Source organism: uncultured Holdemanella sp., from assembly GCF_934772795.1.
Taxonomy (GTDB): Bacteria; Bacillota_I; Bacilli_A; order Erysipelotrichales; family Erysipelotrichaceae; genus Holdemanella.
Map to the genome: position 1 here is coordinate 1 of NZ_CAKVMR010000055.1, position 14,010 is coordinate 14,010.

The window sequence follows — 14,010 nt, forward strand, 5'->3', positions numbered from 1 at the left end:
ATCCTTCTGGTTCACTGCATAGGCAAGATTATACTGTGGCAGCCCTTCATCTACTTTTGGATGACCATAATCAGCCAATTCGATTCCATATGCATTCGTATTGAAATTGGTACTGTCATACCCTACATAAATACACTCTTTTGTATTGTTCATCTGATTCCATGCACGCAAGAACAGGTTAATATCCTCTTCCTTAATGTTGTATTTTAATAACCTGCTGATCTGCGTATCATCACGTATATTCTTATCCATTACAGGATGGCTTCTCATAAAATTAGAATAATACTGGAATGTACAACTCTCATTCGCAATCATATATGAAACAATATCTTCAATAAATGGTCCTAAATCACCAAATATAGATGACAGCACATCTTCAATCTGTAAATCTCTAAACATTTTTTGAACAACAAGAAAACAACCAATACGTAATGTATCCGAGAACTCAGGTATTTCCTGTTCTACACATACATCCGGATAATACTGTTCAAAATATTCATTAGGAACCATCCATTCCTCATCAATCATTTTACCAATCAGTTTTCTGTTTTCCACCGTATATTTTTTATCTTTTTTATAAGATTTTCCAATAACCTGATACACATATCCAATGCCGTTTCTTTTTTGAATTTTAGTCGTTTTAGGACGAAGAACCTTCACATTTTTGAGTAACATAATAGCCTCCAAAAGCAGTTATACTGTATAACTATAGTATATCATAAATCCGAACAATAAAAAAGTTGAAATCTCCCATAAATACAGGAAATTTCAACAATTTATTCAAATATTCAATTGTAGTTATACATTTTTTACAAAGTTAAGGATGCAACTAACGCTGCACCTCCATGAATTGACGTAATATATTTTCTAAATCTTCTAATGTATTCATTTGCGACATCTCATTTTTAAAGATTCTTGAGCTAGGAAGTCCCTTTAAATACCAGCTAGCCAAGCCTCGCATTTCACGAATAGCCACCTTTTCACCTTTTGTATCCGCCAATCCCTTGGCATGATCCATACAAATTTCAATACGATCTTCCATTGAAAATTCATGTTTCTGTCCTGTAATTGAATCCACACATTCTTGAATCAAGAATGGATTCCCTACAATTCCACGACCTAACATAACCGCATCACATCCTGTTTCATTCATCATACGGTGAAAATCTTCTACACTACGAACATCCCCATTCCCGATAACAGGAATAGATACCGCTTCTTTTACTTGCTTAATATAAGACCAGTCTGCTTTTCCTTCATACATCTGATTACGCGTACGACCATGCACCGCAACAGCACTAACGCCCACACTTTCCATAGCCTTCGCCATTTCAACGCAATTAATATGATACGTATCAAAGCCTAAACGCATTTTTACAGTTACTGGCTTATTTACATTTTGTACAATATTCGATACAAGTTCTTTGGCATAATCAATATCCTTCATTAAAAAGCTTCCTGCCTGTGCTTTGATAACCTTGTTTACGGGACACCCCATATTAAAGTCAATAATGTCACAATCAGTTTGCGTATCCAAATATTTAGCTGCATATACAACCGTATCAATATCATGACCAAATAATTGAAAAGATACTGGATGTTCATTTTCATCAATGGCACACATTTGTTTCGTCTTCAATGAATCATAGTATAAAGCTTTATCGCTTACCATTTCATTACAAACTAAACCAGCTCCAAAGCGTTTCGCAATTCTACGAAATGCGATATTACTAATACCTGCCATTGGTGCAATCACAACCGGATTTTCGATTTCTACATTTCCAATCTTAATCATGCATCTTACTCGCAATCGCTCTTAATTCCTCTTCTGTAAAATGATACGTTTCATTACAGAAGTTACATGTGATATCACAACCATGCTCTTTATCTGCCATCTCTAAAACATCTGATTTTTTAATGGTTCCCAAAGCTCTAGCCATACGTACTTTTGAACAAGGACAATCATAAGCCACTGGTTGTGTTGTTAAAATCTTGGCATCTTCAAACATGTCATTTGCCAAATCTTCTAAACTTGAATCGTCATATTCTTGAATTAAAGTACTCATTGGTTTCAATCCTTCAAGTACGTGTTCACAAATAGAAATGTCTGTTTCTGTCGCATCTGGAAGCATTTGTAGAATCATAGCACCTGCACTGGCAACACGACCATCTGTTCCTATTAAAACTCCACATGATACAGCTGTTGGTGTTTGTTCAGACAAAGTGAAGTAATAGGCAAAATCATCCCCAATTTCACCACTCTGCAACTCAACCGAACCAGAAAAGTTTTCTTCCATACTTAAATCTTTAGTAACTGTTAAAGTTCCATCTGTACCGACAACAGCTCCTACATTTAATTTTCCTGGACGAATCAAAACATCCTCTACATGGGGATTTGAAACAAACCCACGAACATTTCCATTCGCATATGCATCTACCACAATCGAACCAATTGGACCATGCCCATTGATTGTGATTGATAACATTTCTTCTTCTGATTTCAACATAGCACCCATCATACTTGCCACAGATAAAGTTCTTCCTAGAGCTGCACAAGCACATGGATGTAAATCAAAACGATCTTGCGCTTCCTGTACTAAGTCAGTTGTACGCACAATATATAAACGAACATGCTCATTTAAAACAAGAGCTTTTAATAGTTGATCTTTCATAACATCCTCCACATAAAATTCACTAGCACCATTCTACTGAATTCTCTTATCCTTTTCAAGCCAAACTAAAAGCCATCAAACGATGGCTTAAGTGTGTAATTAATCTTTCTTCTTAGTTAATTCATTGAACGCATCATCCAAATCCTTTTGATCAACACCAGTTGGAGTCTCTGGAATCTCTGGAACTTGAACTACTTCTTGTTCTGCTTTTTCCTCTTCTTCACTTGTTTCAATATTAGGATCTGTTAATTGTCCATAATTCATTAAGTTTGTGATTTCTTCATTTGTTAATGTTTCATGTTCATACAAATTGTTCGCAATCAAATCCAACAAATCTTTGTTTTCAGTTAAGATTTTACGACAATTCTCATGACACTCATCTACAATCGCACGAACTTCTTTATCAATTTCAGCCGCAACGCCTGCAGAATAATCACTACCCTTTGTATAATCTCTTCCTAAGAAGACATTACCTTGAGGATCCGCATATTGGATAGGTCCTAAACTAGACATACCATATACACGAACCATATTTTTGGCAATTTCTGTTAATTTTTCAATATCATTTACTGCACCCGCACTGATTTCACCAAATTGGATCTCTTCAGCTGTACGACCACCAAGTAAACCAGTGATCTGCGCAATAAATTCAGATTTTCTATGGAAGTATTTCTCTTCACGAGGTGTCATCAAGTTATATCCACCCGCATCTCCACGAGGAATAATTGTAACTTTCTGAACCATATCTGCATCTTCAAGTTTCAAACCAATAACTGCATGTCCTGCTTCATGGTAAGCCACAAGAATCTTATCTTTTTCTGTATATTTTTTGCTCTTTTTCGCAGGTCCCATCATAACACGGTCAATGGCTTCATCTAAATCTGTCATTGTAACCTTAGCTTCATTTTTACGAACCGCTAAAATTGCACCTTCATTCAATACGTTAGCTAAGTCGGCACCAGAGAATCCAGGCGTACGTTTTGCCAAGTTCGCTAGTGAAACATCACTCGCCAATTTCTTGTTACGAGCATGTACCTGTAAAATAGCTTCACGACCCTTAATATCTGGCAAGCTAACAGTAACACGACGATCGAAACGACCACTACGAAGTAAAGCAGGGTCTAATACATCTGGACGGTTTGTAGCCGCAATCACAACGATTCCAGCATTATCTGTCATACCATCCATTTCAACCAATAATTGGTTCAATGTTTGTTCACGCTCATCGTTTCCGCCACCCATACCAGCTCCACGCTGACGTCCAACGGCATCGATTTCATCAATAAAAATAATACATGGCGCACTCTTTTGTGCTGTTTTAAACATGTCACGAACTCGACTCGCACCTGTTCCGACAAACATTTCAACGAAGTCAGAACCTGAAATCAAGAAGAATGGAACATTGGCTTCTCCAGCTACGGCTTTTGCCAATAAAGTCTTACCAGTTCCTGGAGGACCAACCATTAAGATTCCCTTAGGAATATGCGCTCCCATATCTGTAAATTTCTTTGGTGAACGTAAGTAATCGATAATTTCTTTTACTTCTTCTTTTTCTTCTTCACAACCCGCAACATCTTTAAAACGAACTTTTACATTCGATTCAACACGAGCTTTTGATTTTGCGAATTCAAAGGCTTTATTATTGCCTCCACCGCCCATTTTTGAAAACATGAAGTAGAAGAATACCGCAATAATCAAGAATGGAATAATTTGAGAAAGAATAGAAATCCATACACTTCCTTGGTTAGGATCTTCTACTGTTAGCTTTCCACCATTACGCTGCAAAGCCTTTTCCAACTTCTCAATATTCTTTTCTGTTCTTGGAACAATAACCTTGTATCCAACTGTCTTTGAGTTCTGCTCATAAGTACCTTCCAACTGAATAACAGTGGAACTAATTGTCATAGAACTCTTCTTAAAGTCAACTTCATCTACAATTTTCTCAAATTGTGTATAATTCATTTGTACAGTACTGCCCTGTGAACTATAAAAAACTAATGATAATACAATTGATAAAATGAAGATGGTTGGTAAATAATTTAACCACTTCTTCATAATCTTCCTCCTACTGATAAATTTCAGGCTTTAAAACACCAATAAATGGTAAGTTACGATATTTCTGATTGTAATCCAATCCGTATCCAACCACAAATTCATTTGGCACTTCAAAACCAACATAATCCGCCTCAATTTCACAAACACGACGGCTTGGTTTATCTAACAATGTTACACAACGAACATCTAGACAACCTTTATTCTTAAACATTCTTTTTACTTCAACTAAAGTTCTACCTGTATCAATAATATCTTCTACAACTAAAATAGAACGATTCTTACAAGATAGATCCATATCCTTTAAAATACGAACATCTCCAATTGATTCTGTTCCATCGTATGAACTAACTGACATAAAATCAATTTCACATGGAAATTCAAAACGCTTAATCAATTCAGCCATAAAAGGAACACTTCCCTTTAACAATCCAACTACGATTGGAGTTTCTCCAGATTCTTTATAATCTTCTTCTATTTGATGTGCTAGTTCTACACAACGATTTTCGATTTCTTCTTCACTTAATAAAACTTTTTCAATATCTTGAGCTATCATATGGTGTTTTTCTCCTTAAGTTACCTACACATTGTAACATAAACATTTAATCTAGACCATGCATTTTAAAGTAGAACTGTTGATTTTGTGAATAATGTTCTACATCACATCCAAGTCCTGGTACGAAAATAACTTTACCCGCATTATTTTCCACAACCAGCCAATATTTTCGGTATATCTTGCAGATTTTTCGATCCACAAAGAAACGATGCACATTTTTATTTCCAAAACGCATCGAAATCACGTCATTCACTTTAACATGACGCACCACCAAAGGAAAGTCAGATGCCTCCACACTAAAAGACTCAATTGTTTGGCCCTGATTCATAATAGAGAATTCTTTATAATCTTTATACTCCAATTCGTTCAATGTATAATACACATCCTGTGGTTTTGGCATTAAATACAACTTTTCATTATGCCTTTCCAATAAATGATTCTCTATTTCAATCAGCACATTTCCCTTTAATTGAGCACACAACTCTTCCATATATTTTCTTGAAAAATGATGACACAAAGACTGAAATAAGAAACTATCTAAATAGAGCCAGGCCTCTTTTTGATTCAATAAAGCATCTACATCGTTGTTCCAATTCTTAAAAAACTCTTCCATGCCTTCTTTTTTTATTTGCCAAAAATCATTCTCATTTTGAATTTTTAAGATCCACTCTTCCTTTTCTTTACGATCCATCTTCTCAATTTGCGTATGACGAATCACATTACGCGTATAGTGATTGGTTAAATTCGATTCATCAATCCCAAAAGAAACGCCATTATCATTACAGTATTGCTGCAATTCACTCTTTGTGAAATTAAGTAAAGGCCGAACAATTTGATATCCGTGCCTTACACTCTTTTCTTTCAAGCCATACCAGTCACAAATCATATTTCGATTTTTCTGAAACAAATACGTCTCAATCACATCATCCATCTGATGTGCTACATATAATAATTTCGTATCAAATTCATCTGCCACTTCTTCAAAAAAAGCATAACGAACATCTCTTGCCCACGCCTGAAAATTTCCTTTCTCATGCACCGGATATAAAACACGAACAGGAATATCATATTTTTTACAATATTCCTTCACTATTTTCTCATCCCTATCTGCCGTATCGCGATGTTTATAATTCACATGTGCAACGACAATGTCCTTGCCTTGTTTATTCAATTGATCTAATAAAGCCATACTGTCAGGTCCACCTGAACAGGCTACTACACATTTTGACATGTTCCTATTATAGCATCATTTGCATGACACATTTTTTTATTTTATCAAACAAGTGAGAATTTGGATCAATGTGCGCCTTTACATCAATCACACGCGCTGAATTGATCCATTTCGCATCATTTAAAAATAATACACTCGACTTATTTAAGCCATCAATTTCTGGTAAACGCATCAAATGACGCTTACCCATATGGGATACAGGATCATACGCCCTATTATACGCACTACTATTTCCACTCATAGGTACTACAAATATTTTCCCATTCTTCATTGCCAACACTAAACCAAAATGCTGATAGCCAACCTCACTTAGATAGGCCAACCCAAAATCCGTAAAGCATATGTCGCCAACTTTCACATACACCTTAGCTTCTAAACTCGAATACATTTGTTTCCTCTGACAAAAATTCAGTTTAGAAAGCATATAATCATAAACCTCACTTTCATTTAGACCCTCTAACAGTTGTTCTTCAGCAATTCTAGCCTGCGACGTAATCTTCTGTGTGTACTCCGTCGACTTTTTGTTTTTGTACTTTTGCCATTCATTCGGTTCCATAAGCCCTATTCTAACAGTTCAATGTGAAAATAATATTAAAAGTAGGCATTTTAGCCTACTTTTTTGAATATTTTTCGCGATTTTCTTTGAATACGATGCCACAGACCAATCAAAGGATGAAATTTTTCACTAATCATTGCCGATTTCTCAATAAATATCTCTACCGACAATAATATGATGACCATAACTAAAAAGCCTATATTTCGATTGATCATATACGCAAAAGCACTCAATCCAAATAGTGCTGTTAATCCACACATAATAATAACCGTATTACGATGTCCAAATTGACGCATCAACAAGTGATGAATATGACTTTTGTCCGCCTCCATGAATTTCATACCCTTTAAAGTACGCCTCAAAATAGCGGATAGTGTATCAATGATTGGCAGCATCAACAATAAGATTGGCAATGCCAACGTTAAAATTGTACTCGATTTAAATCCAAGCAATGAAATAGCCGAAATCATGAATCCCAAAAACAACGATCCACAATCTCCCATAAAGATACTTGCGGGATGCGCATTATAAACTAAGAAGCCCAATGTTCCAAAAGCTAAGATAAAGGCAATGCTTAATAAATCCGAACGTCTTTCGATGATGGCAATAGAACCAATGACCACCAGCACAATAACACTCATACCTCCGGCAAGGCCATCCAAGCCATCGATCAAGTTTACTGCATTTGTGATACCGGCCACCCAGATAATCGTAAATATAAACGAAATAATCCCTGTATCTATTTGAATACCCAAAGGCAAACGAATAATATCTACTGAGATGCCAAAATAAATTAGCACTAAAGCTGCAATAACTTCCAATGTAAGCTTAACCAGTGGCTTAATATCAATCAAATCATCAATTAAACCGGTAAAAAACATAATGCTACTTCCAATAACCAAACCTTTGATCTGACGGTCTGCCTTCACAAAGATAGCCATCGTTATAATGAATGCCAAATAAATCGCAACACCACCAATACGCGAAATCTTTCCATGATGAACCGTACGCTTATTTTCTTTGGCATAGGCCCCACAATAAATAGAATATTGCTTCACCAAAGGTGTTAGAATCACTGAAATCAAGAATGGTAATAAAATCATTTTATAATCAATCATGCTGACTTTACCCCCTTTAATGCATCTATCATATCGTATTGTCCTCGTTTTGTACAAAGAACTGGACAAGATATGTTTTTAGAAATGAATTGTGACGGCCCGAAACAATCCGCCAATCCGCCACTCAATTCAATTCCATGCATCAAAAAATGTTCTTGTAAAGAAGCAGGTAGACCATCAAAACAATGTTTTACCCATAATGAAATCTGTGCTGAAACCATCTCTAAAGCTGGCCACAACATACTTGACTCAATTTGAATTTGATGAAGAATCTGTCTTGAATCAAAGCCATAACACAACAATAAATTATTTTTTTGTTGCCAAAAAGCTTTACTTGCCATTTCCTTTAAATGAGCCGCATCCATTTTTGTGATAAAACAACCCGTCTTGTTGTAAACGATTTTTTGAATCTGCTCATCCATCTGTGCTCCCGCATAATAAATTGTCTTTGACACAAGCACCTTACCATAAGCACACACATGAATTTCCGTATAAGAATGTCCACTATGCACTAGAAAACAAGACCCTTCTTCTTGTAAAGCCTCTAAGTTTGAAATAAATTCAACCTTACGTACTCCACAATCCAAAAACATCTGCTGCCAAAGTTCTCGTTGTCTTTGCGACAACTGTGTAGGAACACTCACAAGCATACTCGGTCTTAATAAGCCATCAAAGGCATGTAGTTCGTTTAATCCTTTTTGAACCAAAGGCTCAATCGAATGAAGGATTTGACCATGTGATATTGGATATTGAATTTGCGTTGTATCCAGATCCTTATATAAATAGGCAAGCGCCTGATCGGAGACTCCCAATGTTTCTTTTCCTTTTTTTGCGATTATTGTTTTTAAAACAATTTGTTTCTGTGTAGAAAAATCATAAAACCGTGCAAGATATGCCCCCATATCCAGGGCAATCCACTTATCAAGCAAAGCCATTATAGATTGTTAATTGTAAAATCGCCTGACTTGAAATGTACGCAAGACAAAGCGATAAAAGAAACATTAAAATCTGCACTTTCTTAGGATTTTTTACACTACACACCTTTTCAAACTGAATACTTGAAATCGCATAAAAGCTTAAACCAAAACACGCAAAGAATACTAAATAAGAAATTACAGAAGCTGCCATATTAGCCTCCTACATGAACAATTTGAACAAAATTATACTTTTCCTTCAATTGCTCACATGCACTTAAAATCACTTCTTCATCCACACTGAATCCCAACATACTTGAACCAGACCCAGACATCAATATACGCACTAAACCAGCATCTTCCATATCCATCTTCACTTGTTCTAATTCAGGCTCAATCTCAAAAGCGATTGGCTCCAATGAATTTGCCATAGTCTGATATAAAAGATCCATATTCTCTTCTCGAATGCTCGACTCTACTAAATCTACATCCGGATGAAAAGGACGAGACTCTTTCCATTTAGAAAATGCATTCGCAGTAGAAATCCCAAAATCCGGTTTGACAACCACAATATCAAATTTCCAATCACTATCAATTGGCGTGATTTTTTCTCCAATCCCCTTTACTCGAGCCCACTTATCATGAATACAGAAAGGAACATCCGCACCCACTTGTTTTGTGATTTCATAAAGATTTTCTTCCGTTTCCTCAATACCTTCCATCTTTAAAACAGCCTTGCACACAGCTGCTGCATCCGCACTTCCACCACCAAGACCTGCCTGAGCTGGAATGTGCTTCTTGATCGATACTTTAAAACAAGAATCTATGTGATAGGTATCCTTTAAAACTTGAATCATCTTTGAAACCGTATTATTCTCTGGTAATTTCATACCTTCACATTCAACTACATCAAAATCATTATTTTCTATCTCAATCTCATCATAAATTGAAATAGGCACCATGATCATATCTAAAGAATGATACCCATTATCCATTCTTTCCACGACATCTAATGCTAGATTAATTTTTGCCCTTGCCTGTACTTTCATAGGTCACCTCATATAATCGAATAAAATCCTCTAACGTACATTGTTGTGCACGCGTACTTGGATCAATATTTACTTGTTCTAACAATTCTTTTGCCAAAGCCTTATCTTTCACAAAACCCTGGAAATTATTATAGATTGTTTTTCTTCTTTGCGTAAAGCAAGCCTTTACTAAATTAAAGAAATAATTTTCATCTTCTAAATGATATTTGTGATGGAAAGAAAATTGAATAACCATCGAATCCACATTTGGACTTGGCCAAAATACTCTTCTTGATACATCCATGACCTTTTTCACATCACAACGATATTGCGTAATCACACTCAACGCATTGTATTCCTTATCATTTTCATGTGCCAAGAAACGTTCTCCCACTTCTTTTTGCATCATAACCGTGATTCTTTCAATCTCTTCATTTGCCTCAAATAACTTAAATAAGATTGGCGTCGTAATATAGTAAGGAAGATTCGATGCGAAAACCACCTTTTGTCCAGGCTTTCTAAATTCGCGAATCTTTTCATCGATATCCACCTTTAAGATGTCTTCTAATACAATCTGTAAATGATCAAAACCAATCTCATTCTCTAATACAACCGGCAATCTCTCATCAATCTCAAAAGCTACAACTTGATCACTTTTTTCACATAAAAACTGTGTTAAAGCCCCAATTCCAGGACCAATCTCAAAAACAAGTTCATCTCTTGATTGAATGGCCGCATTGGCAATCTTTTCAACAACACCCGGTTCAATAATAAAATTCTGTCCAAAGCTTTTCTTTGTGAAAACCTTATACTTTTCTTGAATCTCTTTTGTCTTTTTTACTGTCGCAATCGCCTGTTTCATGAAAGACTCCTTTCTTCTATTTCTTCTTTTGTCACATGCATCTGATTTAAACGCTTAAAGCATGTTTTCGCATTACAAGGACCAATATGGAATGCTTCACACACTTGAAAGCGCAATTCTTTATTTCCAACCAAGCCTAAATCAATAAAGTCTTGCCAACTCAACACTTCTTCTTTATTCTCAAACGTTACATAATGACTTAGAGCATCCCATAAATCATCTTTACTTGCATGCTCTACACCTACTTTTTTAGGTGTTTTCGCCTTTTCCTTATTAATAAACGCATGTTTACATCCCGGCACACTACTGCCAATCAATCTACGTATATGTTCTCCTGGCGTATCTGGATCTGTAAAAATAATTACGCCTCTAGTCTTTTGAGCTTGTCTAACTCGCTCAATCGTTTTCTCGTTGACCTGGTCTCCACCTGTTTCAATCGTGTCACAATCAAAAAAAGACTGCAACGTGTTTGTATCATTTTTTCCTTCAACGACAATAATTTCTTTAATATGTTGTTTCATCTGTCTCCACCACATGTTTTGATGTAAAACCAGCACCATGTACCTGATGCACATCATTCACAATAATAAAAGCTTTGGAATCGATCTCTAAAACACTTGACTCTAATAATGGATATTGTTTCTGTTTAATAACACACATCAACACTGGCTTAGGTGCTTGTGTATAGCCACCACTTCCATCTAGAATCGTTACACCACGATCCACTGTCTCTAACAAAATACGACGAATCTGTTTCCACTCTGTCGATATAATCATAACATTTTTTGCGGACTGCATACCTAGCATTACCGTTTTATCAATAGCTACACCACAAACAAATACAGACATGATACCAATCAATGCTGGTGTTAAACCATGTGTAACCACACCCAATAAAACCGTTAAGCCATCTACGATCATGACACTTGTTCCTTCAGGAATCTTCAAGTATTTATGTAAAACCAAAGCTAAGATATCCATACCACCCGTACTTGAATTGACCCTAAATACCAAACCAAGTCCAATTCCAACAAGAACTCCGGCATAAATTGTAGCCACATAAGGTGGCATCACAAATGTATCTTTAGGAAACATTGTGGCAACTTGTGATAAACCTGTTACGAAAACCGGATATACAATTGTGGAAATCACAGATTTCATCGCAAACTGCTTTCCTAATAAAAGAGCTCCCAATATAAAGAGTCCAATTGTTAATGCATCAATCATCAAAACTGTATCAATCGGAAGAATGGGATGTAATGCGACAGCCACACCGGCAACTCCACCCGTTAATATATTATTAGGAAGTATAAAAAAGGAAACTGAACATGCGACTACAAAGTTTCCAAGTATAATCATTATTAAGTCATGTATTTTATTCTTGCTCATATGCATACCTCTTCTAGCCTACATGATTATAGCATTTTTTTCATATTTAGTTTTTAAAAATATCGCTTGCATAAAATAAACTTTATCCGTATAATAGTCCGGGTTATATAAGTTCATGATATGGTTGAACGTTCATACCTACTACCGAAAACAGTAGACTATAGCCTTCAAGCAGGAGGAAAAAAGATGCAATACGATATCATTATTATTGGTGCTGGGCCTGGAGGAATTTTCTCAGCCTACGAATTATTAAAGAGTAAACCTGAATTAAAAATTGGTGTTTTTGAAGCAGGAGCACCATTAAACAAAAGAAAATGTCCAATTGATGGAAAGAACATCAAATCATGTATCCACTGTAAATCATGTGCCATCATGAACGGTTTTGGTGGAGCCGGTGCATTCAGTGATGGAAAATACAATATCACAAATGAATTTGGAGGAAACCTATATGAATATGTAGGTGAACAAGAAGCTATCGATTTAATGGAGTATGTTGATGAAATCAACTGCAAGATGGGTGGAGAAAAAACTCGTCTATATGCGAACTCAGATGCAGCTATCGCTAAAAAATGTCTTCAAAACGATCTTCACTTATTAAAAGCGAAAGTACGTCACTTAGGAACAGACATCAACTATGTAGTACTTGAAAACTTATACAACGAATTAAAAGACAAAGCAGATTTCCATTTCTTTAAACACATTGATATGGTAAACAAAATTGAAGATGGATATGAAGTCGTTTGTGGCGATGAAACATATACATCTACACAATGTATTATTTCTACAGGTCGTTCAGGAAGTAAATGGATGGAATCTGTATGTTCAAATTTAGGTATTGAAACAAAGAGTGACCGTGTGGACATCGGTGTACGTGTTGAATTAAATGCCGATACATTCTCAGAATTAACAGATTCATTATATGAATCTAAAATCGTATATCGTTCAAAGAAATATCAGGACCGCGTTCGTACATTCTGTATGAACCCTAGAGGTGTTGTTGTAAATGAAAACACAAACGGAATCATCACTGTAAATGGACACAGCTACGAAGATCCAGCTCGTTTCACAAACAACACAAACTTTGCCCTATTAGTATCAAATCATTTCACAGAACCATTCTCACAAAGTAACCAATATGGTGAAAGTATTGCCCGCTTATCAAATATGTTAGGTGGTGGCGTTATCGTTCAACGCTTTGGTGATTTGATTCGTGGACAACGTTCAACTCCAAGTCGTATTGCACAAGGATTCGTAACTCCTACATTGAAGGCTACGCCAGGAGACCTATCTCTAGTTATTCCTAAACGTCAATTAGATGATATTATCGAAATGATCTACGCCCTTGATAAAGTATGTCCATCAACAGCTAGTGATGATACATTACTATATGGTGTTGAAGTTAAGTTCTACAATATGCAAGTAAAAGTAGATAAGAACTTAGAAACAAAACACAAAGGACTATTCGTTATCGGAGACTGTTCAGGTGTAACACACTCATTAAGTCATGCCAGTGCATCTGGTGTATATGTCGCAAGATACATCACAGAAAATCTATAATAGGGTAGAGGGATAAAATAAAATTATCGCCCCTCCCGTTGAACCGTACGTACGGGTCTCGTATACGGCTCTACA

Annotated in this window: 15 protein-coding genes and 1 riboswitch; of the genes, 1 reads left to right on the plus strand and 14 read right to left on the minus strand. The window is 36.0% G+C overall.

From position 1 onward, the window contains the following. The 14 genes from Q0F04_RS09275 to Q0F04_RS09340 form a co-directional block, all read right to left on the minus strand. A partial coding sequence (locus Q0F04_RS09275) for a hypothetical protein (RefSeq protein ID WP_295752636.1) occupies nt 1–675 on the minus strand: 675 nt, incomplete at its 3' end. Between the two features lie 154 nt (nt 676–829). Then, nucleotides 830–1,795 (minus strand): tRNA dihydrouridine synthase DusB, encoded by a 966-nt coding sequence (gene dusB / locus Q0F04_RS09280; protein ID WP_295752638.1) that lies wholly within the window; start codon nt 1,793–1,795, stop codon nt 830–832. Then, complete coding sequence (gene hslO, locus Q0F04_RS09285; RefSeq protein ID WP_270491255.1) at nt 1,788–2,672, minus strand: Hsp33 family molecular chaperone HslO; 885 nt, start codon at nt 2,670–2,672, stop codon at nt 1,788–1,790. Before hslO ends, dusB begins: the two co-directional genes overlap by 8 nt. Before the next feature lie 99 nt (nt 2,673–2,771). Beyond that, a complete protein-coding gene (gene ftsH / locus Q0F04_RS09290; RefSeq protein ID WP_295752643.1) occupies nt 2,772–4,727 on the minus strand; it encodes an ATP-dependent zinc metalloprotease FtsH in 1,956 nt (651 codons plus the stop codon). A 10-nt stretch (nt 4,728–4,737) separates the two neighbouring features. Further along, a complete protein-coding gene (hpt, locus tag Q0F04_RS09295) occupies nt 4,738–5,280 on the minus strand; it encodes a hypoxanthine phosphoribosyltransferase (RefSeq protein ID WP_295752645.1) in 543 nt (180 codons plus the stop codon). Between the two features lie 46 nt (nt 5,281–5,326). Then, entirely contained in the window at nt 5,327–6,511 is a 1,185-nt protein-coding gene (gene tilS / locus Q0F04_RS09300) for a tRNA lysidine(34) synthetase TilS (protein WP_295752647.1), read from the minus strand. A 7-nt stretch (nt 6,512–6,518) separates the two neighbouring features. Further along, nucleotides 6,519–7,067 (minus strand): hypothetical protein, encoded by a 549-nt coding sequence (locus Q0F04_RS09305; RefSeq protein WP_295752648.1) that lies wholly within the window; start codon nt 7,065–7,067, stop codon nt 6,519–6,521. A 50-nt stretch (nt 7,068–7,117) separates the two neighbouring features. Continuing rightward, complete coding sequence (locus tag Q0F04_RS09310; RefSeq protein WP_288522746.1) at nt 7,118–8,185, minus strand: MraY family glycosyltransferase; 1,068 nt, start codon at nt 8,183–8,185, stop codon at nt 7,118–7,120. Then, nucleotides 8,182–9,120, minus strand: a complete 939-nt coding sequence (locus Q0F04_RS09315) for a rod shape-determining protein (RefSeq protein ID WP_295752652.1) — start codon at nt 9,118–9,120, stop codon at nt 8,182–8,184. The genes Q0F04_RS09310 and Q0F04_RS09315 overlap by 4 nt, the downstream gene beginning before the upstream one ends. Further along, nucleotides 9,107–9,313, minus strand: a complete 207-nt coding sequence (locus tag Q0F04_RS09320; RefSeq protein ID WP_117571749.1) for a DUF1146 domain-containing protein — start codon at nt 9,311–9,313, stop codon at nt 9,107–9,109. The genes Q0F04_RS09315 and Q0F04_RS09320 overlap by 14 nt, the downstream gene beginning before the upstream one ends. Nucleotide 9,314: 1 nt before the next feature. Then, the gene (gene ispE / locus Q0F04_RS09325) at nt 9,315–10,148 is read right to left on the minus strand and encodes a 4-(cytidine 5'-diphospho)-2-C-methyl-D-erythritol kinase (protein WP_117571748.1); all 834 of its coding nucleotides are present in this window, start codon (nt 10,146–10,148) and stop codon (nt 9,315–9,317) included. Then, nucleotides 10,120–10,989: a 16S rRNA (adenine(1518)-N(6)/adenine(1519)-N(6))-dimethyltransferase RsmA gene (gene rsmA / locus Q0F04_RS09330; protein WP_295752656.1), complete on the minus strand. Its 870-nt coding sequence runs from the start codon at nt 10,987–10,989 to the stop codon at nt 10,120–10,122. The genes ispE and rsmA overlap by 29 nt, the downstream gene beginning before the upstream one ends. After that, entirely contained in the window at nt 10,986–11,510 is a 525-nt protein-coding gene (gene rnmV / locus Q0F04_RS09335; RefSeq protein WP_295752658.1) for a ribonuclease M5, read from the minus strand. The genes rsmA and rnmV overlap by 4 nt, the downstream gene beginning before the upstream one ends. Beyond that, complete coding sequence (locus tag Q0F04_RS09340; protein WP_295752660.1) at nt 11,494–12,378, minus strand: YitT family protein; 885 nt, start codon at nt 12,376–12,378, stop codon at nt 11,494–11,496. The genes rnmV and Q0F04_RS09340 overlap by 17 nt, the downstream gene beginning before the upstream one ends. An 83-nt stretch (nt 12,379–12,461) precedes the next feature. Further along, a riboswitch (purine riboswitch) is annotated at nt 12,462–12,559 on the plus strand. Between the two features lie 5 nt (nt 12,560–12,564). Between Q0F04_RS09340 and Q0F04_RS09345 the strand changes: the two genes are divergently transcribed. Continuing rightward, nucleotides 12,565–13,935 (plus strand): FAD-dependent protein, encoded by a 1,371-nt coding sequence (locus tag Q0F04_RS09345; RefSeq protein ID WP_295752662.1) that lies wholly within the window; start codon nt 12,565–12,567, stop codon nt 13,933–13,935. Nucleotides 13,936–14,010: the final 75 nt, after the last annotated feature.